21 protein-coding genes are annotated in these 23,389 nt (G+C 62.5%); 12 read left to right on the top strand and 9 right to left on the bottom strand.

All coding sequences use genetic code 11. The features are described 5' to 3' along the window. The first annotated feature begins 63 nt into the window (after positions 1-63). The 10 genes from I8N66_RS20350 to I8N66_RS20305 all read left to right on the top strand — a co-directional run bounded on the left by I8N66_RS20350 (position 64) and on the right by I8N66_RS20305 (position 9,736). Positions 64-1,326 (top strand): sugar ABC transporter substrate-binding protein, encoded by a 1,263-nt coding sequence (locus I8N66_RS20350; protein WP_113539187.1) that lies wholly within the window; start codon positions 64-66, stop codon positions 1,324-1,326. A gap of 96 nt (positions 1,327-1,422) precedes the next feature. Beyond that, positions 1,423-2,358, top strand: coding sequence for a sugar ABC transporter permease (locus I8N66_RS20345; RefSeq protein WP_113539186.1), 936 nt, complete (start codon positions 1,423-1,425; stop codon positions 2,356-2,358). A gap of 4 nt (positions 2,359-2,362) precedes the next feature. After that, on the top strand, positions 2,363-3,196 hold the full coding sequence (locus tag I8N66_RS20340; protein ID WP_113539185.1) for a carbohydrate ABC transporter permease: 834 nt from the start codon (positions 2,363-2,365) through the stop codon (positions 3,194-3,196). Between the two features lie 10 nt (positions 3,197-3,206). Then, positions 3,207-4,274, top strand: coding sequence for a sn-glycerol-3-phosphate ABC transporter ATP-binding protein UgpC (gene ugpC, locus I8N66_RS20335; protein WP_113539184.1), 1,068 nt, complete (start codon positions 3,207-3,209; stop codon positions 4,272-4,274). Positions 4,275-4,515: 241 nt separating this feature from the next. After that, positions 4,516-4,902: a cytochrome c family protein gene (locus I8N66_RS20330; protein ID WP_113539183.1), complete on the top strand. Its 387-nt coding sequence runs from the start codon at positions 4,516-4,518 to the stop codon at positions 4,900-4,902. A gap of 242 nt (positions 4,903-5,144) precedes the next feature. Next, positions 5,145-5,987, top strand: coding sequence for a cytochrome c oxidase subunit II (locus I8N66_RS20325; RefSeq protein WP_113539182.1), 843 nt, complete (start codon positions 5,145-5,147; stop codon positions 5,985-5,987). 144 nt (positions 5,988-6,131) lie between these two features. Then, positions 6,132-7,910 (top strand): cytochrome c oxidase subunit I, encoded by a 1,779-nt coding sequence (gene ctaD, locus I8N66_RS20320; protein ID WP_291157072.1) that lies wholly within the window; start codon positions 6,132-6,134, stop codon positions 7,908-7,910. Next, positions 7,907-8,611: a cytochrome c oxidase subunit 3 gene (locus I8N66_RS20315; RefSeq protein WP_113539180.1), complete on the top strand. Its 705-nt coding sequence runs from the start codon at positions 7,907-7,909 to the stop codon at positions 8,609-8,611. The genes ctaD and I8N66_RS20315 overlap by 4 nt, the downstream gene beginning before the upstream one ends. 12 nt (positions 8,612-8,623) lie before the next feature. After that, positions 8,624-9,346 carry a heme-copper oxidase subunit III family protein gene (locus I8N66_RS20310; RefSeq protein WP_113539179.1) on the top strand — a complete coding sequence of 241 codons (723 nt, stop codon included), beginning with the start codon at positions 8,624-8,626 and terminating at the stop codon, positions 9,344-9,346. Between the two features lie 9 nt (positions 9,347-9,355). Further along, positions 9,356-9,736, top strand: coding sequence for a cytochrome C oxidase subunit IV family protein (locus I8N66_RS20305; protein WP_113539178.1), 381 nt, complete (start codon positions 9,356-9,358; stop codon positions 9,734-9,736). A gap of 88 nt (positions 9,737-9,824) precedes the next feature. Here the strand turns inward: I8N66_RS20305 and I8N66_RS20300 are convergent, their stop codons facing one another. The 7 genes from I8N66_RS20300 to I8N66_RS20270 all read right to left on the bottom strand — a co-directional run bounded on the left by I8N66_RS20300 (position 9,825) and on the right by I8N66_RS20270 (position 17,610). Then, on the bottom strand, positions 9,825-10,583 hold the full coding sequence (locus I8N66_RS20300) for an ATP-binding cassette domain-containing protein (RefSeq protein ID WP_291157068.1): 759 nt from the start codon (positions 10,581-10,583) through the stop codon (positions 9,825-9,827). Positions 10,584-10,594: 11 nt separating this feature from the next. Continuing rightward, positions 10,595-11,794: an alanine racemase gene (locus I8N66_RS20295; protein WP_291157065.1), complete on the bottom strand. Its 1,200-nt coding sequence runs from the start codon at positions 11,792-11,794 to the stop codon at positions 10,595-10,597. A gap of 11 nt (positions 11,795-11,805) precedes the next feature. Continuing rightward, entirely contained in the window at positions 11,806-12,783 is a 978-nt protein-coding gene (locus I8N66_RS20290; RefSeq protein WP_113539175.1) for an ABC transporter permease, read from the bottom strand. Between the two features lie 128 nt (positions 12,784-12,911). Beyond that, positions 12,912-13,976: a substrate-binding domain-containing protein gene (locus tag I8N66_RS20285; RefSeq protein ID WP_291157063.1), complete on the bottom strand. Its 1,065-nt coding sequence runs from the start codon at positions 13,974-13,976 to the stop codon at positions 12,912-12,914. 75 nt (positions 13,977-14,051) lie between these two features. Beyond that, a complete protein-coding gene (locus I8N66_RS20280) occupies positions 14,052-15,113 on the bottom strand; it encodes a substrate-binding domain-containing protein (RefSeq protein WP_291157061.1) in 1,062 nt (353 codons plus the stop codon). A 26-nt stretch (positions 15,114-15,139) separates the two neighbouring features. Next, positions 15,140-16,399 (bottom strand): M20/M25/M40 family metallo-hydrolase, encoded by a 1,260-nt coding sequence (locus I8N66_RS20275; protein WP_291157059.1) that lies wholly within the window; start codon positions 16,397-16,399, stop codon positions 15,140-15,142. Continuing rightward, complete coding sequence (locus I8N66_RS20270) at positions 16,399-17,610, bottom strand: ROK family transcriptional regulator (protein ID WP_291157057.1); 1,212 nt, start codon at positions 17,608-17,610, stop codon at positions 16,399-16,401. Before I8N66_RS20270 ends, I8N66_RS20275 begins: the two co-directional genes overlap by 1 nt. Positions 17,611-18,008: 398 nt before the next feature. On the opposite strand from I8N66_RS20270, the gene I8N66_RS20265 reads away from it, so the two are divergent. Beyond that, positions 18,009-20,570, top strand: coding sequence for an FAD-dependent oxidoreductase (locus tag I8N66_RS20265; RefSeq protein ID WP_291157055.1), 2,562 nt, complete (start codon positions 18,009-18,011; stop codon positions 20,568-20,570). Positions 20,571-20,649: 79 nt separating this feature from the next. On the opposite strand, the gene I8N66_RS20260 is transcribed toward I8N66_RS20265, so the two are convergent. Together I8N66_RS20260 and I8N66_RS20255 are read right to left on the bottom strand one after the other, a co-directional pair. Further along, the gene (locus tag I8N66_RS20260) at positions 20,650-21,579 is read right to left on the bottom strand and encodes an aldo/keto reductase (protein WP_291157053.1); all 930 of its coding nucleotides are present in this window, start codon (positions 21,577-21,579) and stop codon (positions 20,650-20,652) included. A gap of 274 nt (positions 21,580-21,853) precedes the next feature. Then, positions 21,854-22,642 (bottom strand): SDR family oxidoreductase, encoded by a 789-nt coding sequence (locus I8N66_RS20255; RefSeq protein ID WP_291157051.1) that lies wholly within the window; start codon positions 22,640-22,642, stop codon positions 21,854-21,856. A 95-nt stretch (positions 22,643-22,737) separates the two neighbouring features. On the opposite strand from I8N66_RS20255, the gene I8N66_RS20250 reads away from it, so the two are divergent. Further along, the gene (locus tag I8N66_RS20250) at positions 22,738-23,313 is read left to right on the top strand and encodes a TetR/AcrR family transcriptional regulator (RefSeq protein WP_291157049.1); all 576 of its coding nucleotides are present in this window, start codon (positions 22,738-22,740) and stop codon (positions 23,311-23,313) included. The last annotated feature ends 76 nt before the right edge of the window (positions 23,314-23,389 follow it).

Raw genomic sequence — 23,389 nt, 5'->3', positions numbered from 1 at the left:
GGCGGGATCAGATCCCGCTCTGCCCACTTTGAACCAAAACCAACGAAGAAAAGAGGGAACAAAATGAAGAAACTGATCACTGCAACGCTTCTCGCCAGCCTGATGGCCGGAAGCGCACTCGCCGACACCAAGCTGAAGCTCGTCGAGGTCATCACCAGCCCCGAGCGCACCGAGACGCTGAAGTCGATCGTCGCCAAGTTCGAGGCGGCCAACCCGGGCACCACGGTCGAGATCATCTCGCTGCCCTGGGGCGAGGCCTTCCAGAAATTCGCGACCATGGTCTCCGCCGGCGAGCTGCCTGACGTGATGGAAATGCCCGACACCTGGCTGTCGCTCTATGCCAACAACGGCATGCTCGAAAGCCTGGAACCCTACCTGACCAAGTGGGAACACACGGCCGGCCTCACCGAACGCGCGCTCGAACTCGGCCGTGATGTCAACGACACCGCCTACATGCTGCCCTACGGCTTCTATCTGCGCGCCATGTTCTACAACAAGAAGCTCTTGTCGGAGGCCGGCGTCAGCGAACCGCCGAAGACGATGGACGATTTCGTCAAGGCATCGGAAGCCGTCTCCAAGCTTCCGGGCAAATCCGGCTACTGCCTGCGCGGCGGTCCGGGCGGCCTCAACGGCTGGGTGATGTTCGGCGCCACCATGGCCGGCAGCAACACCTTCTTCAACGAGGACGGCACCTCGACCATGAACGGCGAAGGCTGGGTCAAGGGCCTCACCTGGGTGATCGACCTCTATAAGAAGGGCCTGGCACCGAAGGACAGCGTCAACTGGGGCTTCAACGAAATCGTCGCCGGTTTCTACAGCGGCACCTGCGCCTTCCTCGACCAGGATCCGGACGCGCTGATCGCCATTGCCGAGCGCATGAAGTCTGAAGATTTCGGCGTCACCACCATGCCGAAGGGTCCGAGCGGCAAGGCGTTTACCACCATCGGCTTCGCCGGCTGGTCGATGCTCTCGGCAAGCCAGAACAAGGACCTCTCCTGGAAGCTGATCGAGACCCTCGAAGGGCCGGAAGGCAACATCGAGTGGAACAAGCGAACGGGCGCACTGCCGGTGCACAAGTCGGCCGAGAAGGACCCCTTCTACGCGAGCGCTCAATTCAAGGGCTGGTTCGACGAACTCGCCGACAAGGACGTCGTGCTGACGGTCATGCCGACCTACCTTGAGGAATTTGCGTTCTTCAAGGATTCGCTCGCCATCAAGACGACCCAGGAAGCCCTCCTCGGCGACATCACGCCGGAACAGCTAGCCAACCAGTGGGCGGAGTACCTGACCAAGGCGCAGCAGAAGTTCCTGGCCAGCAAGAAGTAAGCCTTCGGCCGGCGGTGGCTCGCCGCCGCCGGCTTTCCATTCGCGAAAATAGGCACGCCCGAACAACCGGCGGCCACACAGGGGAAATTTCGATCGATGGACTATGTCGCCCGCCAAAGCGGCCTGCCGGCAAGCAGGACGCCGCTGATGAAGCGCATCGCCGATGGCGCCGCACCCTATCTCTATAGCGCGCCGGCTCTGATCCTGATCGTCACGGTCATGCTTGTGCCGCTGGCTCTCGGCGTCTCCTACGCCTTCCGTGACATTCAGCTCCTAAACCCGTTCTCCGGCGCCTATATCGGCCTCGATCATTTCCGGGCGCTCTCCGAAGACCAGGCTTTCTATCGGGCGCTACGCAACACGCTGTGGTGGACCGGCGCCTCCGTCCTCCTGCAGTTCGTCTTCGGCCTTATCTTGGCGCTGCTGCTCGACAAACCCTTCTATGGTCGCGGCCTTGCCCAGGCACTTGTCTTTCTTCCCTGGGCAGTGCCGAGCTTCCTTGCCGGCCTCAACTGGGCCTGGCTCTTCAATCCGGTCGTCGGACCCTTGCCGCACTGGCTTTTCAGCCTCGGCATCATGAGCGAACCGAACAATATCCTCTCCGACCCGCAGCTTGCCATGTGGGGGCCGATCATCGCCAATGTCTGGTGGGGCATTCCCTTCTTCGCGATCACACTGCTGGCCGCGCTGCAGGCGATCCCGCGCGATCTCTATGAAGCCGCAAGCATCGACGGCGCCGGCCCGGTCCAGCGCTTCATGTCGATCACTCTGCCGTTCCTGGCGCCCACCATCGCCATCACCATCCTGCTGCGCACCGTCTGGATCTCCAATTTCGCCGATCTGATCATCGTCATGACCAATGGCGGACCGGCCGACCGCACCCAGATCGTCGCCAGCTACATCTTCACCCAGGCCTTCAAGCGGCTGGATTTCGGTTACGCCTCCGCGATCGCGCTGGTGCTCCTGGCACTGCTCCTCGCCTATTCGATGCTGATCGTCATCCTGCGGCAATGGCTCCTGAGCAAGGATTGAACCAATGCGCGCCAAACCTCTTTTCCTCATGATCGCGCACCGGCTGGCCATCCTTGCCTATATCGCCTTCGCGCTCTTCCCGCTCTATTGGCTGCTGAAGGTTGCGGTCACCCCGAACGACCTGCTCTATTCCGAAGGCATTCGGATGTGGCCGTCGCGCGCCAGCCTCGAACATTTCGATTTCGTGCTGCGCCACAGCGCCTTTCCGGTGTTCTTTCGCAACAGCCTGATCGTCTCCGGCTCCACCGCCGTCATCGTCACCATCCTCGCCTCGCTCTCCGGCTATGCCCTGTCGCGCTTCAATTTCCGCGGCAAATATTGGCTGGTGGCGCTGATGCTTCTGACGCAGATGTTCCCACTGGTCATGCTGGTGGCGCCGATCTTCAAGATCCTCTCGCCGATGGGCCTCACCAACAGCCTGACCGGCCTCGTCATCGTCTACACCGCCTTCAACGTACCCTTTGCCACCTTCCTGATGCAGTCGTTCTTCGACGGCATTCCGAAGGACCTGGAGGAAGCGGCGATGATCGACGGCGCGACGCAATTCGTCGCCTTCCGCCAGATCATCCTGCCGCTGACGCTGCCGGGCATCGCAGCAACCCTCGGCTTCGTCTTCACCGCCGCCTGGAGCGAGCTGCTGTTCTCTCTGATGCTGATCTCCGGCAACGACCAGGCGACCTTCCCGGTGGGACTGTTGTCCTTCGTGTCGAAGTTCTCCGTCGACTTCGGGCAGATGATGGCCGCCGGCGTGCTCGCGCTCATCCCCGCCTGCCTCTTCTTCCTGCTCATTCAACGCTATCTCGTCCAGGGCCTCACGGCCGGCGCGGTCAAAGGCTGAGGATTACCCCATGGCTTCCATCGATATCGCCAACATCCAGAAATCTTACGGCATCCACCCGGTCCTGCATGATGTCGACCTGAAGATCGGCGACGGCGAATTCGTCGTGCTCGTCGGCCCGTCCGGCTGCGGCAAGTCCACGCTGCTGCGCATGATCGCCGGGCTTGAAAGCGTGACTTCGGGCGAAATCCGCATCGCCGGAAAACGTGTCAACGAGCTCGCTCCAAAGGACCGTGACATCGCCATGGTGTTCCAGTCCTATGCGCTCTATCCGCATATGTCGGTCGCCAAGAACATGAGTTACAGCCTGAGGCTCCGGAAGACTGCGAAGGAAAAGATCGCGAGCGTCGTCTCGGGTGCGGCCGCCAAGCTCGGTCTCGACCCGCTGCTCGAACGCCGCCCCCGCGCACTGTCTGGCGGCCAGCGTCAGCGCGTCGCCATGGGCCGCGCCATCGTTCGCGAGCCAAAGGCGTTTCTCTTCGACGAGCCGCTCTCGAACCTCGACGCGCGCCTGCGAGAGCAGATGCGCGCCGAAATCAAGAAGCTGCACAAGGACCTCGGCGCCACTTCGATCTACGTCACCCACGACCAGATCGAGGCAATGACGCTCGCAGACCGGATCGTCGCCATGAACGGCGGCTTCGTGCAGCAGGTCGGCAGCCCGCTCGACCTCTATGACCGGCCGGCCAATCTCTTCGTCGCCGGCTTCATCGGCTCGCCCGGCATGAACTTCTTCGAGGGCACCTACCGCAACGGCACCGCCCCGCGCTTCGAAACGCAAAGCGGCATTGTCGTCCCGGCACAGCCGCATCCCGCCTTGGCGGACGGAGCCAAGGCCACACTCGGCATCCGCCCGGAACATGTGGAGATCGGCGGCGAAGGGCCGGATGCGCTCAAGGCCAGCGTCGACCTTGTCGAGCCGACCGGCTTCGGTATCATCCTGCACCTCTCCTTCGGCCGCTCCGGCTTCAAGGCGTTCACCAACGACCGCAAGTTCCTCAACGCCTCCGGCACGCTTGCCGTGCGCCTGCCGGTCGAGCGGCTGCATTTCTTCGACGCCGCCGGCAATCGCGTCTGATCGTGGTTGATGCAACGAATGGGCGCGCCAGATGGCGCGCCCACTGCATGTTCGCTTTCCAGCGCATCCGATGAGACAGTGCATGAGCGACTGCGGTTGACTTCCTGAAGGCGAAGCGTACCGTTTCTCGTGTCGCAAGTATCAACCGCCCGTGGCGCCACCTGAGAGAAGCAAGCACCGCCAAAACCAAAGATTGACGATAGCCTTCCTTGCCTGCGCCCGGCGATTTTGAGGAAGTGTCATGCGAATTCTTGTTGTTGCCCTCGCCCTTTCGACAACCCTGCTCTGTCCGCTCGCTGCCCGCGCCCAAGAAGGTGATGCCGCAGCCGGTGCCACCGTTTTCAAGAAATGCGCTGTCTGTCACATCGCCGACAGCGATACCAACAAGGTCGGCCCATCGCTCAACCATGTGTTGGGGCGGACCGCCGGCACCCATCCCAACTTCAGCTACTCCTCGGCAATGGTCGATGCCGGCAAGGGTGGCCTCGTCTGGGATGAGACGACGCTGCGCGACTACCTGCACAATCCCAAAGCCAAGGTGAAAGGCACGAAGATGGCCTTTGCCGGCCTGAAGGACGACACCGACATCTCCAACCTCCTCGCCTACCTCAAGCAGTATTCGCAGTAGCCGAGAAAGATTAGAGATAGACTCCACCTAAGACCGGACGGCGAATTGCGACTATTTGACGTTCGTGTAATAATTGCACCTACAGTGCCGCGCGCCTTATCAGACGCGCATAGGTCGCTGTAGAATTTTGAAATTCCTGCATGTTTTGTCCTCAATCGGCTACGAATAAAGGAAACATGCAGCAGAGCTCTACGGATTGCGTATTCATGCCCACAGCCGCCCGCGGCGAGGAGGGACAAGAAATGGCCGTGGTAGTTATTCTGGTTTTTCTGGCTATCGGATCGGTATTGTTCCATCTGTTTAGCCCGTGGTGGTGGACGCCCATCGCGTCCAACTGGAATTACATCGACAATACGCTCATCATTACCTTCTGGATCACCGGCTTCGTCTTCGTCGCCGTGGTGCTTTTCATGGCCTATTGCGTCCTCCGTTTTCGGCATCGCCCGGGAAACCGGGCGGCCTATGAACCGGAAAACCGCAAGCTCGAAGGATGGCTCGCCGGCGGCACGACGCTCGGCGTCGCCGCAATGCTGACACCCGGCCTCTTCGTCTGGCATCAATTCGTCACCGTGCCGAACGGTGCCGCAGAGGTCGAGGTCGTCGGCCAGCAATGGTTGTGGAGCTTCCGCCTGCCCGGTGCCGACGGCAAGCTCGGAACCTCAGAGACCCGCGACGTGACGCCGGAGAACGCGCTCGGCCTCAATCGCAACGATCCGGCAGCGCTTGACGACTACGTCATCGAAGGCGGCGAATTGCATCTCGAGGTCGGCAAGCCGGTCAAGATCCTCCTGCGTTCGGTCGACGTGCTGCACGATTTCTACGTGCCGGAGTTCCGCGCCAAGATGGACATGGTGCCTGGCATGGTCACCTATTTCTGGCTGACGCCGACGCGCACCGGCTCGTTTGAAGTTCTGTGTGCAGAGCTCTGCGGCGTCGGACATCCGCAGATGCGCGGCACCGTCGTCGTCGACAGCGCCGCCGACTATCAGGCCTGGCTGTCGCAGCAGCAGACCTTTTCACAGATGATGGCAGCGACAGAGACGAAACAGACGGCGCAGGCAGTGACTGCCGCCCCGGCGCAATAGGAGGCGCCCCGACGGCCAAGGCGGCATGCGGGTTTTGCACCCGCATGCCGCTCGTGAGCGAAAGCAACTCCTCAGTTACCGTTCCGGAGTTGCGTGTTTCAAAGCGTTGGATCGCGATGATCCGGTGTTGGGAGGTTCTCGCAGATGGTCGACATCCGGTCAGGTACGGGCGAATCGATAGGTCCCGCGGAAGTGGAGGATGTCGAACTCTATCATCCTCATAGCTGGTGGACGCGCTACGTCTTCAGCCAGGATGCCAAGATCATCGCCGTGCAATATGCCTCGACCGCGATCGCCATCGGCATGGTCGCGCTGGTACTGTCCTGGCTGATGCGGCTGCAACTCGGCTTTCCCGGCGCCTTCGCCTTCATCGATGCGGAGCGCTACTACCAGTTCATCACCATGCACGGCATGATCATGGTGATCTATCTCTTGACCGCACTCTTCCTCGGCGGCTTCGGCAATTACCTGATCCCGCTGATGCTCGGTGCACGCGACATGGTCTTTCCCTACGCCAACATGCTGAGCTACTGGCTGTACCTGCTCGCCGTGCTGGTGCTGGTCGCGAGTTTCTTCGCGCCCGGCGGGCCGACCGGGGCCGGCTGGACGCTCTACCCACCGCAGGCCCTGCTCTCCGGCACGCCGGGAGGCAAGGACTGGGGCATTATCCTGATGCTCTCCTCCCTCATCCTGTTCATCATCGGCTTCACCATGGGTGGGCTCAACTATGTCGTCACCGTGCTGCAGGGCCGCGCCCGCGGCATGACGCTGATGCGCATGCCGCTCACCGTCTGGGGTATCTTCACGGCGACGGTCATGGCGCTGCTCGCCTTTCCCGCCCTCTTCGTCGCCTGCGTCATGATGCTGTTCGATCGCGTGCTCGGCACCAGCTTCTTCATGCCGGCGATCGTCGAGATGGGCGAGCAGTTGCAGCACGGCGGCGGCAGCCCCATCCTGTTCCAGCACCTATTCTGGTTCTTCGGCCACCCGGAGGTCTACATCGTGGCGCTGCCGGCCTTCGGCATCGTCTCCGATCTGATCAGCACCCACGCCCGCAAGAACATCTTCGGTTACCGCATGATGGTCTGGGCGATCGTCATCATCGGCGCGCTCTCCTTCGTCGTCTGGGCGCACCACATGTATGTCAGCGGCATGAACCCCTATTTCGGTTTCTTCTTCGCGACGACCACGCTCATCATCGCCGTGCCGACGGCGATCAAGGTCTATAACTGGGTGCTGACGCTCTGGCGCGGCGACATCCACCTGACGCTGCCGATGCTCTTTGCGCTCGCGTTCATCGTCACCTTCGTCAATGGCGGGCTGACGGGGCTGTTCCTCGGCAACGTCGTCGTCGACGTGCCGCTTTCCGACACGATGTTCGTCGTCGCCCATTTCCACATGGTCATGGGCGTGGCGCCGATCATGGTGATTTTCGGGGCGATCTATCACTGGTACCCGAAGATCACCGGCCGCATGCTCAACGAGACGCTCGGGCAAATCCATTTCTGGGTCACCTTCATCGGCGCCTATCTGATCTTCTTCCCGATGCACTATCTCGGGCTGATCGGCGTTCCCCGCCGCTACTATGAAATGGGCGAGACCGCCTTCGTCCCGGCCTCCGCCCATACGCTCAACGAATTCATCACCATCATGGCGCTGATCGTCGGCGCCGCGCAGATCGTCTTCCTCTTCAATCTCGTCTGGAGCATCCGCCATGGCCGCGACGCCGGCGGCAATCCCTGGCGGGCGACGACGCTCGAATGGCAGACGCCGGAAACGCCGCCGCGCCACGGCAACTGGGGCAAGGAGCTGCCGGTCGTCTACCGTTGGGCCTATGACTACAGCGTGCCGGGAGCGCCCGAAGACTTCATTCCGCAGAACCAGCCGGGTTCGATCGGCCTTGCGCCGGAGGGGGCCTCATGAACGTCGCCCTCATCTTCCTGGCGGTGATCCTCGCGATTGCCGGCTGGTGGCTCAGCCGGCAACGGCTCTTCTCCAAACCGTGGCTGGAGGTCGGCCACGCCCACGATCCCCGTCCACACGGCCGGCCTTCGATCCCGGCCGCAAAGATCGGCCTTGGCGTTTTCCTTGCCGTGGTCGGCGCGCTCTTCTCGCTGTTCATGAGCGCCTATTTCATGCGCATGGCATCCGCCGACTGGTGGTCGACGCCGATGCCGAAGGTCCTCTGGCTGAACACCGCCATCCTCGGGCTCGGCAGCCTCTTGCTTCACGCCGCGCGCGTGACGGCGGAACGTCACCATGACGAGGCAAGCCGCACGGCGCTGATCGCCGCCCTTGCCGCGGGGCTCGCCTTCCTTGCGGGCCAAGTCTTCGCCTGGCGCGAACTGACCGACGCCGGCTATCTGCTTGCCGACAACCCGGCCAACAGCTTCTTCTACATGATATCCGGCATGCATGGCCTTCACATTCTCGGCGGCCTCTTTGCGCTCGCCCGGGTAATCGTGAAAACACGCAGCGGCCCGATGGGCGAAAAGGCCGTTCTGTCGATCACGCTCTGCGCCACCTACTGGCATTTCATGCTGGCCGTTTGGCTGGTGCTTTTCGCGCTCTTTTCCGGTTGGGCAAACGATTTCGTCGAGCTCTGCCGGCAACTCTTGACCTGAGGGAGCCGTCGCATGTCCGCCGAGACACATTCGCCTGTCAGAGAACCGCTCCATCGCCCGGCGGGCCTTGCCGGCTTTACCGCCGACTGGGCCTCCGATCAGCGGGCGTTCAAGAACGTCTCCTGGGGCAAGGCGATGATGTGGATCTTCCTCCTCAGCGACACCTTCATCTTCGGCTGCTTCCTCGTCGCCTACATGTCGGCGCGCATGTCGACCGCCGTTCCCTGGCCGAACCCGAGCGAGGTGTTCGCGCTGCATATCGGCGGCACCGACGTGCCACTGATCCTCATCGCGATCATGACGTTCGTGCTGATCTCCTCAAGCGGTACCATGGCCATGGCCGTCAACTTCGGCTATCGCCGCGACCGCAAGAAGACAGCGCTCCTCATGCTGCTGACTGCCCTTTTCGGCGCCACCTTCGTCGGCATGCAGGCTTTCGAGTGGACAAAGCTGATCACCGAGGGCGTACGTCCCTGGGGCAACCCCTGGGGTGCTGCCCAATTCGGCTCCACCTTCTTCATGATCACCGGCTTCCACGGCACGCACGTCACGATCGGCGTCATCTTCCTGCTGATCATTGCCCGCAAGGTCTGGCGCGGCGACTTCGATACCGGCAAGCGTGGCTTCTTCACGAGCCGCAAGGGACAATACGAAATCGTCGAGATCACCGGCCTTTACTGGCACTTCGTCGATCTCGTCTGGGTCTTCATCTTCGCATTCTTCTATCTGTGGTGAGGCACGGCCATGGCAGAGACGACGGCACACACCGGCACGGTACCGCAAGGGCAAGCACAAACGCAGGCACCGGCGCATGAACACCAGCAGCACCCGATCGGGCTCTACCTGGTCGTCTGGTTGCTGCTCTTCGTGCTCAGCACCTTCTCCTACCTCGTCGACTACATCGGGCTGCAGGGCTATCTCAGATGGTCGCTGATCCTGCTTTTCATGGTGCTGAAGGCTGGGCTCATCGTCTCGATCTTCATGCACATGGCCTGGGAACGGCTGGCACTGATCTATGCGATCCTCCTGCCCCCCCTCCTGGTGCTTGTCTTCGTCGCGCTGATGGTTTCGGAATCGCACTACGTGCTCTTCACCCGCCTGACGTTTTTCGGCGCCGCACCGTAAAGTGGCGTGGCAACGGTGGCGCCACGCTTGAGATCCGGTAAGTCCTGGAGTTACCCCCTCTGCAGAGGGGTAAGCAACACCCCTAGCTTCAGTGCTGCTGAAGCCCTGTGATCATCGCAATGATCTCGTTCTTGTCGGTCTTCGCCGTCTCCCGGATGCCGATCTGCTTGCCGCGGCGCAGGACACAGATGCGGTCGGCAAGCTTGAACACCTGATCCAGACTGTGGCTGATGATCAGCACGCCGATATTGCGGCGCTTGAGCGATTCCACGATTTCCTCGACCTTGGCGGTTTCGGCAACGCCGAGGGCCGCCGTCGGCTCGTCGAGAAGGATCAGCTTGCTCGCCCAATGGGTGGCGCGCGCGATGGCGACGCCCTGCCGCTGCCCGCCCGAGAGGTCGCGGATCGTCGCATGGGCCGAGGGGATGCGGACATCGAGGTCCTTCACCAGCGTCTCGGTCTCGGCAATCATCCGGCGACGGTCGAGCAGGCCGAAGCGGTTGGTGGGCTCTCGACCGAGGAACATGTTCATGTAGACCGTCTGCTGGTCGGCAAGCGCCAGATCCTGGTAGACGACCTCGATGCCGTGGGCGCGCGCCATGGTGGCGTTCGACATTGCCACCGTCTCGTTCTCGATGGTGATCGTGCCCGAGGTCGGCGTGTAGACGCCCGAGATGATCTTGATCAGCGTCGACTTGCCGGCACCATTGTCGCCGACGAGCGCGACGATCTCACCCGGACGGACCTCGAGCGAGAAGCTCTCGATCGCGGTGACGCCGCCGAAAGTCTTGCGGATGTCCGTCAGCTTCAGGACCGGCTCGCGCGCAGAATTGGTATTCGCGTTCATGACGTCGCCCCTCAAACCGGCCAGGCCGCGGTTTCACCGAAACCGTTTTCGATCGTTTCCACCTTCGGCGTGCCCTTCGAGATGCCCGACACGCCGACGACATAGGCGCGCGTGACGAAGGCCTGGCCGCGGAAGCCGAACACGGCCGTATCGCCGGGCTTTGGCGCCGCCGGTCCACTGGCGTCGATCATCGCGTAGTAGTCGATCGCCGAGGGCGGCGGCACTTCGACGCTTCGGAGTGCCGCTTCGGCCGTCGTCGGTTCGGGCGATACGATCGCCTTGACGTCATAGTCGGGGAAGATCGGATCGATGTAGAAGCCACCGCCGAAGCAATAGGCCTTGCCGCCCGAGAGGTGGGAGACCTCCGTGAGGTAGAGTACCGCTGGCAGTTCCGGCAGATCCTCCATCACGTGCAGCGCGGTCGTGCCGTGCAGGCCGTTGCCCGGCTCGCACTGCGTCGCACCCGCTTCGGCAAGGGCCGGCAGCATCACGCTTGAGGTCGTGCCGGGCGCGTTCACCTCGATCCCTTTGCGGCCTGCCTTGGCGAGCGCCTCGGCAGCCTTCGAAAGCGTTGCGAGATTGTGCGTCGGCTTCACCTTGCGGCTGGCGTGGTCGAAGAGCAACGCCGGAAAGGTGGTAATGCCGGCAATGCGGCCGCCCTCGAGCGCATCGAGACGGTCCGCCACCGCAGCGACGTCGCCGGCATCGAAGCCGCCCTCGTGCCCGCGGTAGAAGGTATCGCCTTGCGCGCGGATGCGGGCGAGCAGACCCTGCCGATAGCCGGCTGCCTTTGCGCCCGCAGCGGCTTCTCCCGCCTTCTCGTCGTTGAAGACCGTCCAGTAGTCCGGCCGGAAGGTCCTCGCAGCGGCGGCCGCTTCATGGCGTGCGACCTGCTGCAGGTGGCCGAGATGGCCGACCTTCAAGCCCGCCTTGTGGGTGGCGCGGGCGCAGGCCATGTCGACCGCAACCGAACGATCGATACCGCCACGCTTCACCGCGTCACAGAAAGAGCTGGAGCGGCCGACCTGCTTGGTCATGGCAAAAGTCTTCAGGCCGAGGCGACGGGCCTCATCGCCCATAATCGTTGCATTGGCCTCGACCGCATCGAGGTCCAACACATAGGCATTCGCCGGGATCTTGCCCTGTTGGTGCAGGCCGATCGCCGCTTCGATGAAGGCCGGGTTGCGGCGGCGCAAAACGTCGAGAAACATGGGTGCCTCCTTCAGCGGGATTTTTCGCGCAGCGACACGGCGACCGCAGCGAGGATGATGAGACCGCGAACGATCATCTGGTCGGAAACGGAAAGGCCCATCAGGATCAGGCCGTTGTTGAGCATGCCCATCATCAGCGAACCGACGAGTGCGCCGATGATCGATCCCTTGCCACCGTTGAGCAGCGTGCCACCGACGATGACGGCCGCGATGACGGTCATCAGGTCGGTTTCGCCGAGCGTGTATTTGGCGGCTTGCAGCCGGCCGGCATAGAGCAGACCCGCAAGGCCGGCGAGCGCACCGCTGATCACCAGAACCGTCAGGCGGATGCGCGGGACGCTGATGCCCGACACGCTCGCCGCGCGGCTGTTGTCGCCCGTCGCCAGCACATGGGCGCCGAAGCGGGTCTCACGGTAGATGACATGGCCGCAGACAATAGCGACCACCGTCCACCAGATCAGCGAGGGCACGCCCAGGAACGAGCCCGAACCGAAGAAACCGGTGAAGGTGCTGTCGGTGACCGGAATGGATCGCAGGTTCGTCATCGACCGGGAGACGCCGGCAAAAAGCCCGAGCGTCGCCAGCGTGACCAGGAAAGAGGGTAGCTTGACAAAGGCGACGAGGGCACCGTTCAAAAGCCCGATCAGCACGCCGGCGCCGATGCCGGCGACGACGCCGGCCACCAGGCCATATTCGTTGATCGTTACCGCTGCCGCCAGCGCCGACACGGCAACCGTGGAGCCGATCGAAAGGTCGATTTCACCCGCCGACATGACGAAGACGAGACCGATCGCCATGATCGTCACCGGTGCGGTCTGCAGCATGATGTTCGACAGGTTGCGAACGGTCAGAAAGCCGCTGTCCTTCAGCACGATGGCGAAGAACAGGAAGATCGCCAGGAAGCCGAGATAGACGACGTATTGCTGCAGGTTGAGGCGACTGACGAGGCTCGCCGGCTGGCCGCTCGCGCTGGAATGGGCACTGGACATTATTCTTCCTCCGAAGGCAGGGGGAAGCTCCCCCTGCACTACGGCGCCGCGCGTCGGGTCGGACGCGCAAGGTCGCCGCAGCACTATGAGAAGCTGCATGTTTCCCACATGCAGCGGACATCATTTCATCACTTCATTGCATCCGCGATCGTCGCGGGCACATCCTTGTTCAGAGACTTCTTCCAGCCGTCGACGACCGTCGCCTTGGTGACGGCAAGCGAGTCGACCACCAGGAAAGGCTCGGCCTTTTGGCCGACCAGCGACCCTGCCGCGGCGCGCGCTGCGGTGACGCCGATATTGTAGGCTTCGTCGGCGACAAGCGCCGCGATGTTGCCGCCCTTGACCATATCCAGCGCTGCTGGCTCGTTGAGGTCGAGCGTCACGATCTTGGTGTGGGTGTTGCCCGCTCCGCGCAGTGTCGAAAGCACGCTCAACGCCGGCTCCGCCCAGGTCACATAGATGCCGTCGAGGTCCGGGTTCTGAGTGATCATCCCTTGCGCGATTTCCTCGCTGCGGGCCGGGTCGGCCGTGCCGGCTTCTGCAACGATCTTCATATCAGGGTAGTCCTGTTCGATCGTCGACTTGAAGGCGCCGTCGCGCTGGTTGGTCACGTAGAAATCGGCGTCATGATAGATGTAGCCAAGCTTGCCCTTGCCGCCGAGGGCATCCGCCATCGCGACGGCGGCCTTGTTGCCCATCTGGAACAGGTCGTCCGAGACGATTGTCACATAGTCCTTGCCGTGTTCGTAGCCGGCTGGCGAATTGTCGACGAAAGCGAGCTTGACGCCTGCAGTGCGGGCCGGTTCGTAGACAACGGCAGCGGTTGCCGGATCGACGGGCAGCGACAGGATGATCGACGGCTTCTTGGCAAGAACCGTCTCGACATCGGATTTCTGCCGGGCGGCATCGAAACCCGCATCGGTCTGGGCGACCACCTCGACGCCGAGCCGCTTGAACTCGTCATGCGCGCCGCTGTTGACCGCATTGGTGTATTCGCTCATCTCGTGCCAGACGAGCGCCGCGGTGAACTTGCCGTCCTTGATCTGCTGTTCCTGCTCCGCCGTCAGAGTCAGGCTGCCCGCGGACGTCGGCGTCTCGCCATGCGGCCCTGTGGTCTTGCCATCAGCGGCAAAGCCGGATGTCGCGGCAAATACCGTCGCCAGCAACGCGAAATGTCTCACTGCCCTGTGCATCTCTGCCTCCCTTTAGGATGGTGCCGCCGGAAACATCCTCTCTCCCGGCGGCTATCGGATTACTTCGCTGCCTGATTACTTGGCCGCATCGAGCACCGACTGCGGCGCATCGCGGTTGAGCGACTGCTTCCAGCCTTCGGCTACGTTTTCCTTGGTGACGGTCAGCGCCGGAGCAACGACAAAGGCCGGGGTCTGTTGACCGAGCAGCGACTTCAGGCCGGCAGCAGCCATGGCGCGTCCAAGCTCATAGGCCTTGTCGGCGACCAGTGCCGTGACATTGCCGCCCTTGACCATGTCGAGCGCTACCGGTTCGGCAAGGTCGAGCGTGACGATCTTGGTCTTGGTATTGCCGCTTGTGCGCAGCGCAGAAAGCACGCCGTCGGCAGGCTCGGCCCAGGTCACATAGATGCCGTCGAGATCGGGGTTCTGAAGCAGCATGGCGCTTGCCAGTTCCTCGGCACGTGCCGGGTCGGAAATGCCCTGCTCGGCAACGATCTTGATATCCGGATAGTCCTTCTCGATCGTCGACTTGAAGGCCTGGTCGCGCTGGTTGGTCACATAGTAGCTGGCGTCATGGAAGATGTAGCCAACCTTGCCCTTGTTGCCGATCGCCTTGGCCAGCGCGTCGGCCGCCTGCTTGCCCATCTGGTAGAGATCGTCGGTGACGATCGAGGCATAGTCGGCGCCCTGCTTGTAGCCGCTCGGCAGGTTGGAGAGGAACACGAGCTTGCTGCCATCGGTCACCGCCTGGCGGAACGCCTCGGCCGAGGTCACCGGATCGAGCGGCAGCGCCAGGATGACATTCGGCTTGGCGGCAAGCGCTGTTTCGATGTCGCTGCGCTGGCGCGCCGCATCGAAGCCGGCATCCGTCGTTACTGCGATCTCCACGCCGGCACGGGCGAATTCATCCTTGGCGCCGGCCGAAACCGCATTGGTGAAATCCGACGAGGTGTGCCACAGCAGGGCAGCCTTGTAGCCCTTGCCCTTGAGGGCGCCGATATCGGCATCGGTCAGGGCGACGTCGGCACTCGGCGTTGCGCTCTCACCGGACGGACCGACCGTCTGGGCGGAAGCGGTACCTGCGGCAAGCACGAAACCACTGACGAGTGCAGCAGCCATCAATTTCTTCAAAAGCATTGTCTCTCTCCCTCTTGTTCAACAGTTCAGTCCACGACGCCGCAATAGCGCGCCATGAAGGCAGCAAAGCCGACGACACCGGCGAGATATTCCTCCACCTCGACCCGTTCTTCGTAGGTATGGCAGTTGCGGATATCGCCAGGCGCGCAGTAGACGGCAGGTATGCCGAGGCGATTGACGAAGAACGGCGTCTCCGACCAGAAGGGCGCACCTTCGATCACACCGCGCCCGACCATGGCTTCGGCCATGGCAGTGGACAACGCGCCGACTTCTGCCGCAGTCTCGTCGATCTCGGCCGCCGTGCCACCGAGCTGATGGTCACGGCCAGCCGGATACGAAAACTCGAAGGTAATCTCAGGGTCGGTGATCGCTGAGCGAACGGCCGCTTCGATCTCAGCCGCCGCCTTGTCCAGAGATTCACCCGGCAAGAGCTTGCGGATCAGCGACAGGGTGCAGCGCTCGGGCACGGCAATATAGCCGCCGCCGGCAAGGCCGGTGATCAACAGGAAACTGCGGCCGATCAGCTTGTGCTCGGCACGTGCAGCGACCTCGTCGGAATGGGCCCAGAGCGCAGACATCGCCGCATGGCTGGCGCGCAGGGCATCCTTGCCGAGTTCGGGAACGCCGAAGTAAGCGGATTTGCCCGTTATGGTGATGTCGGTGATGAAGAAGCCGATCTGCGCCGGATAGACCGAAAGGCGAGTAGGCTCGACATAGACGACGAAATCCGGCCGCGCGATCTCGCCCGTTTCGATGCGGGTGACGAGGTCCTTGATGCCTGCCGAAACACCGGTGCCGGGCTGGCCGCTTTCCTCGTCGCCGACAAAGGCGAAGGCGATGTCGCCGGCGAGCTTGACGCCTGCCCGATCGAGCAGCGACAGGGCGGAAAGCGAAGAGCAGATGCCGGCCTTGAGATCGCCCGAACCACGGCCCCAGACCGCGCCATCGATGATCGGCGCCGCGAAGGGGTCCTCCCGCTCGGTGCCCGCCCAATGTTCGCGCCAGCCGTCGACGTGCACGGTATCCGTATGACCGATGAACAGCAGCCGCGGTCCGTTGCCGGCACCCTTCCGCTCGGCCCAGACATTCGGGCGGCCAGGCAGGAACTCCGCGGTCGTCAGCCCTTCGAGGCCAAGGTTCTGCATCGCCCCGGCAAGATACGAGACGACATTGGCTTCATTGCCGGTAATGCTCTCGCGCCCGATCGCGCCGCGGAAAAGCGCAATTGCAGCCTCTTTGTCGAGTGCTTCGCGCAGCCGTTCGACCAGGCCATCCGTCGTCGCCATCACATCGCCTCCCGAAGTGCGTTGACATTGGCCCGCGGCAGGGAAATCCGGCCATCGGGCGCATCGACCCCGAAGAGGGTATTGTGCAATTGACTCAGTCCGATCGCCGCAGCACCGATGATCGCCGCGCGCGAACCGAGTTCGCCGGTCTCGACGGTGACGGGATAGGGAAAGCACTGCGGCAGGAAGGTCTTCACCCGCTCCAGCATTTCCGGCCGCAAGCCGATCGATCCGCCGAGAATGACCTTCTGCGGATTGGCGATCGCCGCAATCGCAGCAACGCCGCGGGCAAGGAACCGCCCGGTCTCATCGAGCACCGACACGGCGGCGGCGTCGCCGGCCTCCGCATTGGCAAAGATCGTGGGCACGGTGACGTTCCTGCCCGAAAGGGCGGCATACCGTTCCGCCATGCCGTGTGAGGCAACGGCCCGCTCGAATGCGCCGGTGCGCAGCGATTCCGCTTCGAACGGATCTGCGCCGAGCGGCAGAAAACCCATTTCACCTGCCGCGTTGCTGGCGCCGCGCACCAGATGCCCGCCGACCATCAGGCCGCTGCCGACACCGGTACCGAGCGCCACATAGGCAAGATTGTCGATCCCCTGCCCCTGCCCCAGCCAGTTCTCACCGAGCACCGCAAGATTGACGTCGTTTTCAAGCATGGCGCCGAAGCCGAGCACCTCTTCGAAGGCACCGACGACATCCATCGTATCGAAGCCGGCAATGTTCGGCGCAAGCAGCACACGACCGGTTTCGCTGCAGGGCGCACCGGGTACGCCGACGACGGCGAGACGGATCTTTTCGCGGGCGATCTTCTGGCGTGACGCCGCCGCAAAAGCCATCTCGGCGATCTGCTCCACCACGAAGCGGCCGCCGCGCGGATCGGTCGGCGCCGTGTCTTCGGCAAAAATCTGGCAGGCGAGATCGGTGATCGCCACCCGCACTTTCGTGCCGCCGAGGTCAACGGCGATGATGTAGGCCGCATCGCAGACCAACTCATAGGTGACGGCGGTTCGCCCGACATGGCCGCTGGTGCGTCCCGTCTCCTGAACCCACCCCTCTTCTTCGAGCCCGCGAACGATCTCGGAGATGGTCTGCTTGGAAAGGCCGGTCTGCTTGGAAATCGATGCACGCGATATCGGCCCACCCTGAACGATCGCTTCCATGACGGAACGCTGCGAGAATTTCCGGGAGATGCGCAGACTGTCGTTCACGGTGGCCTCTTTTAATTCGTTCTGTTACCGAACTTATTAATATCGAACGTGTCTGTCAATCTCGCCCAATGGGATTATCTTTCGTGAAGCCGCTATCGATGTCTGAGGTTGCGGCTGGCCGGGCGAATGAACCATCCACAGACCGACATTCGCTCACGGCTGCCGATGACGCATTCGAATGCGCCCGGATTTGCTGTATGGTAGAGAAATCACGTCTGCGCCAATGGGCGCTTTTTCTCACGAAATCAGTGGCATGACCGTTCCGCTAGTTCACGTCCCGCGATCTTCAGATTGCCCGGCTCTGGTCGTGCAGTTTGATGATTATGTCGTAGACAGGCTCTAGTCGTGATCTATCACGCCTTAAAATCCGGCTTCCAATCCAACTAGGGTCGCAATCAATGGCAGAGTTTCCGCAAAAGGCGAAGGTCGTAATCATCGGGCTGGGTGGCATCGTTGGCGCCTCGATCGCGCATCACCTGATCGAGCGCGGCTGGGATGACATCGTCGGCATCGACAAGTCCGGCGTCCCGACCGATATCGGCTCGACGGCGCACGCCTCGGACTTCTGCTACACCACCAGCCACGACTACCTCTCGGTCTGGACGACGCAATACTCGATCGATTTCTTCGAGAAGATGGGCCACTACGCCCGCATCGGGGGTCTCGAAGTCGCGCGCACCGGCGACGACGTCTGGATGGAAGAGATCAAGCGCAAGCTTTCCTCCGCCAAGGCCTTCGGCACCCGCGCCCACTATGTTTCGCCCGCCGAGATCAAGAAGATGTTCCCGCTGATCGAGGAAGATCAGGTCATGGGCGGCATGTTCGATCCGGATGCCGGCCTCGTCATCCCGCGCTCCCAGACGGTAGCCGGAAAGCTGGTCGATGCGGCGGAAAAGTCCGGCAAGCTGCAGGTCTTCGGCAACACGCCGGCACAGTCGCTGATCGTCGAGAACGGCCGCATCAAGGGCGTCGTCACCCATCGCGGCACGATCATGGCCGACCATGTCGTGGTCTGCGCCGGTATCTGGGGCCGCCTGATCGCCGAAATGGTCGGCGAGGACCTGCCGGTCATGCCGGTCGACCATCCGCTCACCTTCTTCGGTCCGTACAACGAGTTCGAAGGCACCGGCAAGGAGATCGGTTTCCCGCTTTTGCGCGACCAGGGCAACTCTGCGTACATGCGCGACACCGGCGACCCGAAGACCACCGAAGGCGGCCAGATCGAGTGGGGTTATTACGAGACCACCAATCCGCGCCTCTGCCATCCGCGTAACATCCTCGAAAAGCACGAAGCGCGCCTGTCGCCCTCGCAGCGCGACCTCGATATGGAGCAGATCATCGAGCCGCTCGAGCGCGCCATGGAGCTGACGCCGATCCTCGGCGAACTCGGCTACAACGAGGGCCATTCCTTCAACGGCCTGCTGCAGGTTTCGGCCGCCGGCGGTCCTTCCTGCGGCGAGAGCCAGAAGGTGCGCGGCCTCTGGTACTGCGTCGCCATCTGGGTGAAGGACGGCCCCGGCTACGGCAAGCTGATCGCCGACTGGATGACGGACGGCCGCACCGAGATCGACCACGCCTCGATCGATTATTCCCGCTTCTACCCGCACCAGCTCGAAGAGAAGTTCATCGAGGGTCGCTGCTTCGAGGCGGCGCAGAAGATTTACTATCCGGCCGTACACACGCGCGAGCCCTATGCCAGCGGCCGCAACGTCAAGCGCTCGCCCTTCTACGAGCGCGAAAAGGAGCTCGGCGGCTACTTCATGGAACTTGGCGGCTGGGAGCGCGCCCATGGCTACGCCGCCAACGAGCATCTGCTCGAAAAATACGGCGACCGCGTACCCCTGCGTGAGAACGAGTGGGACAGCCGCCATTTCTGGCGCGTCTCCAACGCCGAACATCTGGCGATGAGCGAGGATTGCGGCATTGTCAACCTCTCGCACTTCCACATGGTCGACATAGAGGGTCCGGACCATGTCGAACTGCTCGAATGGCTTTGCGCCGCCAAGATCGGCGGTGACGCCAACATCGGCAAGGGCATCTACACCCACTTCCTCGATGACGAAGGCATGGTGCGGGCCGACTTCACCGTCTTCCGCATGGCCGATCGCTGCCGTCTCGTGAACGGCGCCGATGCCGGCCCGCGCGACTTCCAGTACATGCGCCGCGTCGCCGAGGACCGTGGCCTCAACGTCACCATCACCGATGTCTCGGAGAAGTTCATCACCATCGGCATCTGGGGCCCCAATGCCCGCGAGAACCTGAAGAAGGTGGTTGCCAACCCCTCGGGCCTCGATATCGAGAACTTCGCCTTCGCTGCGATCAAGCCGATCGAGATTGCCGGCAAGAAGGTCACCGCTTTCCGCATCTCCTATGTCGGCGAGCAGGGCTGGGAACTCCACATGAAGTATGAAGATGGTCTGGCCGTCTGGGACGCGCTGCGCGCCACCGGCGTCATGGCCTTCGGCGTCGAAACCTATGCGAACTCGCGCCGCATGGAGAAGAGCCTGCGCCTGCAGAACGCCGACCTCCTCACCCAGTACAACCTCATCGAGGCCGACCTCGCCCGCCCGAAGGTCAAGGACGTGGACTTCCGCGGCAAGGCAAAGCATCTGGAATACAAGGCGCGCGAGCACCAGCCGGCGATGCTCTGCACACTCGTCATGACGGAGAACACCGACAGAAGCGGCGTGAAGCGCTACCCGGTCGGCAGCCTGCCGGTCATGGATCCGGAGACCGGCGCAGTGCTGGTCGACGAACTCGGCCGCCGCTCCTACACCACCTCCATCGCCTTTGGGCCCACGATCGGCAAGAACATCGCGCTTGCCTATCTGCCCTGGTCCCATTGCCAGGTTGGCCGCAAACTGAATGTCGAGTATTTCGCCGAGACCTATCCGGTCGAGGTCGTCGGCGTCGGCTACAAGCCCATCTACGACCCCGAAAACCTGAAGCCGCGCACCTGATCGCGCCGGCATCGGAGACAAAAGACAAAAGGCCCGCTCGTCCGAGCGGGCCTTTCTTCTCGGAGCATCAATGTGTCCGTTAGGGCAGCACATGCCCGGCAGCCGTGAAGAGGCGATACCAGTCCTCGCGTGACAGCGTGATATCTGCACCGGGCGCAATGTCTGCCAGTCGCTCGGGGCTTGTCGTTCCCAACACCACCTGAATGTTTGCGGGATGGCGGGCAATCCATGCATAGGCAATGGCCGACGGCGACACGGCATACTTGCCCGAGAGATCGTCGAGCACCCGGTTAAGCTCGGGGAAGTTCTTTTCGTCGCCGACGAAGACGCCGCCGAAGAAGCCCTGCTGGAACGGCGACCACGCTTGCAGCGACATGCGATTGATCCGCGAATAGACGACCACTTCCCCGTCCCGATCGATCGATTGCTCCAGGCCGGCCATGTTTGCGGCAATACCGAAGGCGACCGAGGGGGCATGGGCGATGCTAAGCTGGATCTGGTTGGCGACGAGCGGCTGGCGCACAGCCGTCTTCAAGAGGTCGATCTGCCGCGGGGTGTGGTTCGACACGCCGAAATGCCGGACCTTGCCGGCCGCCTGCAACTTGTCGAAGGCATCGGCGACCTCCTCCGGCTCCACCAGCGCATCCGGGCGATGCAGCAGAAGAAGATCAAGGTAGTCGGTCTTCAGCGCGGCAAGCGAGCGGTCGACGGACTGGAGGATATGATCCCTGGAGAAATCGAAATAGCCGCGCCGGATCCCGCACTTGCTCTGGATAACGATCTGCCCGCGCTCGGCGGGCTTCAGCTGGAGCGCATCGCCGAAACGGCGCTCGCAAGCGTGCAGCTCACCGCCGTAGATATCGGCATGATCGAAGACGTTGATGCCAACGTCCCGCGCCTTGCCATAGAGCCGGGCAATGGCGTCATCACTGAGATCGGCGATCCGCATCAGGCCGAGAACGGCAGATGAAACGGAGAGATCGGTAGTTCCCAGGCTGAATTTTTTCATCGGTTTACGCTCGCATCATCGACGTCGTTTCGAAGGAGGATTTCCCGCCCGCAGCCGCAAACGGCTTGCGATAGCGAATCTGTAGTCCTCAATCTCTACCAGCCCGGAGGCGCTTGGCAAACGTCCGGGCCCCGTCGACGACCATACAGCGCGGGCTGCGTAGGCATTCGATGAGATGTGCCGCTCTGCTAAAGTTCGCGGTTCTATCGTCTTGGGAGCCGACTGAACCGCCCGCTCCCATCTGAACCGCGTGCACCCATGTCTCACGATCTGGTCAAGCGGCCGACCGGTAACGTTCGGCAGGCTCGGACTGCCCGAAATTGGGCAGCATCGCCTGGCGCGCTGCATCAAGGGTGTTCCACTGCTCGGCATCCGGCAGTGGCGGGATCGTGACCAGCTCGCGGCGATCGAAACCGACGAGGGCCGCATCGACGAGATCGCCGACCTCCATCACGCCGGCAAGCGTTTCAACGTCGACGCCCGCATGATCCCAGATTTCGGTGCGCGTCGCCGCAGGCAGCACGGCCTGCACATAGACGCCCTTCTGCGCCAGTTCGACGTTCAACCCCTGGGACAGGAACAGCACAAACGCCTTGGTCGCGCCATAGACCGTGGAACCCATTTCCGGCGCAAGCCCGACCACGGAAGCGATGTTGATGATGGCCCCCTCTCCCCTCTCGGCAAAGCGGGGCGCGGCTGCATGGGCAAGTCGTGTCACAGCCGTAATGTTGAGCGAGATCAGCTTCGAGATGTCCTCGCCCTTCTGCTGAAGGAAGCCGCGCGGGATCGACGTGCCGGCATTGTTGACCAGAACACCGATGCGATCGTCTTCGCGCAGGCGCTGCACCACCTTGGCGAGATCTTGCTCGTCCGTCAGGTCGGCGGGGACGACGTCGACATCGACACCAGTTTCGCTCCGCAGGCGCCCGGCGAGCGCCGCCAGACGCACCGCATTGCGGGCGACCAGGATCAAATCATGGCCGCGGCGTGCAAATCGCTCCGCATAGACGGCGCCGATACCGGTGGAAGCACCGGTTACAAGGACTGCTGGCTTCTTGCTCATCGGGTGTGCTCCTTTGATTATTCATGATAATCATCATGTATTTGGATATATGATGGATATCATGTATAATGTCAATCAAATGTTGGGAGACGATAATGCGAGTGAGCCGACAGCAGGTCGAAGAGAACAAGCGCACCATTCTGGAGGCCGCGGGAAGGCTGTTCCGCGAGCGCGGCTTCGAGTCCGTCACGGTGACGGATGTAATGAAGTCGGCCGGCCTCACCCACGGCGGCTTCTACGGCTACTTCAAGTCCAAGGACGATCTGATCGCCCGGACCCTTGCCGAACTGCAGGGTGGAAGCGAGCCTCCGTCCGTGGACCTCACAACCGTCGCCGACCGCTATCTTTCACCGGAACATCGAGACGATTTCGGCCATGGCTGTCCGGTCGCCGCTCTAGCATCGGAGGTTATTCGCCAACCCGCGGAAGCGCGCGCCGAAATGACCGCCGGTCTCAAACGTCAATTCGTGCGCCTCGGCAAAGTAGCGCCCGGCCCGGATGAAGAGCATAGACGCCGGGCGGCGATTGGGACGTGGTCTGCGATGGTGGGCGCGCTGATCCTTGCCCGGATGACGGACGATGCGGCTCTGTCAGACGAGATCCTTGCGCAGACGCGGACGTGGCTTTCGGGTTCGGATCGTTCAAGCTCCGGCGTTGCCGAGGTGGCATGATAAATTCGCCCCTTCCCGCCGGCCTGGCGATTTTGGCCGTTTGTGGTGCGCTCCGTGCGAAGTCTGGAACGTCAAA

Origin of the sequence: Ensifer sp. SSB1 (assembly GCF_016652895.1) — a bacterium.
Classification (GTDB): domain Bacteria; phylum Pseudomonadota; class Alphaproteobacteria; order Rhizobiales; family Rhizobiaceae; genus Ensifer.
Note: the sequence above shows the minus strand (reverse complement) of the source record. Positions and strands in the feature narration are given on the sequence as shown.

What these genes read in the sequence shown, in the direction of transcription:
- I8N66_RS20285 (WP_291157063.1), bottom strand. Translation starts at nt 13,976, where the DNA reads ATGCACAGGGCAGTGAGACATTTCGCGTTGCTGGCGACGGTATTTGCC.
- I8N66_RS20255 (WP_291157051.1), bottom strand. Translation starts at nt 22,642, where the DNA reads ATGAGCAAGAAGCCAGCAGTCCTTGTAACCGGTGCTTCCACCGGTATC.
- I8N66_RS20350 (WP_113539187.1), top strand. Translation starts at nt 64, where the DNA reads ATGAAGAAACTGATCACTGCAACGCTTCTCGCCAGCCTGATGGCCGGA.
- I8N66_RS20345 (WP_113539186.1), top strand. Translation starts at nt 1,423, where the DNA reads ATGGACTATGTCGCCCGCCAAAGCGGCCTGCCGGCAAGCAGGACGCCG.
- I8N66_RS20250 (WP_291157049.1), top strand. Translation starts at nt 22,738, where the DNA reads ATGCGAGTGAGCCGACAGCAGGTCGAAGAGAACAAGCGCACCATTCTG.
- I8N66_RS20280 (WP_291157061.1), bottom strand. Translation starts at nt 15,113, where the DNA reads ATGCTTTTGAAGAAATTGATGGCTGCTGCACTCGTCAGTGGTTTCGTG.
- I8N66_RS20310 (WP_113539179.1), top strand. Translation starts at nt 8,624, where the DNA reads ATGTCCGCCGAGACACATTCGCCTGTCAGAGAACCGCTCCATCGCCCG.
- ugpC (WP_113539184.1), top strand. Translation starts at nt 3,207, where the DNA reads ATGGCTTCCATCGATATCGCCAACATCCAGAAATCTTACGGCATCCAC.
- I8N66_RS20295 (WP_291157065.1), bottom strand. Translation starts at nt 11,794, where the DNA reads ATGTTTCTCGACGTTTTGCGCCGCCGCAACCCGGCCTTCATCGAAGCG.
- ctaD (WP_291157072.1), top strand. Translation starts at nt 6,132, where the DNA reads ATGGTCGACATCCGGTCAGGTACGGGCGAATCGATAGGTCCCGCGGAA.
- I8N66_RS20275 (WP_291157059.1), bottom strand. Translation starts at nt 16,399, where the DNA reads ATGGCGACGACGGATGGCCTGGTCGAACGGCTGCGCGAAGCACTCGAC.
- I8N66_RS20330 (WP_113539183.1), top strand. Translation starts at nt 4,516, where the DNA reads ATGCGAATTCTTGTTGTTGCCCTCGCCCTTTCGACAACCCTGCTCTGT.
- I8N66_RS20290 (WP_113539175.1), bottom strand. Translation starts at nt 12,783, where the DNA reads ATGTCCAGTGCCCATTCCAGCGCGAGCGGCCAGCCGGCGAGCCTCGTC.
- I8N66_RS20325 (WP_113539182.1), top strand. Translation starts at nt 5,145, where the DNA reads ATGGCCGTGGTAGTTATTCTGGTTTTTCTGGCTATCGGATCGGTATTG.
- I8N66_RS20315 (WP_113539180.1), top strand. Translation starts at nt 7,907, where the DNA reads ATGAACGTCGCCCTCATCTTCCTGGCGGTGATCCTCGCGATTGCCGGC.
- I8N66_RS20260 (WP_291157053.1), bottom strand. Translation starts at nt 21,579, where the DNA reads ATGAAAAAATTCAGCCTGGGAACTACCGATCTCTCCGTTTCATCTGCC.
- I8N66_RS20300 (WP_291157068.1), bottom strand. Translation starts at nt 10,583, where the DNA reads ATGAACGCGAATACCAATTCTGCGCGCGAGCCGGTCCTGAAGCTGACG.
- I8N66_RS20305 (WP_113539178.1), top strand. Translation starts at nt 9,356, where the DNA reads ATGGCAGAGACGACGGCACACACCGGCACGGTACCGCAAGGGCAAGCA.
- I8N66_RS20265 (WP_291157055.1), top strand. Translation starts at nt 18,009, where the DNA reads ATGGCAGAGTTTCCGCAAAAGGCGAAGGTCGTAATCATCGGGCTGGGT.
- I8N66_RS20340 (WP_113539185.1), top strand. Translation starts at nt 2,363, where the DNA reads ATGCGCGCCAAACCTCTTTTCCTCATGATCGCGCACCGGCTGGCCATC.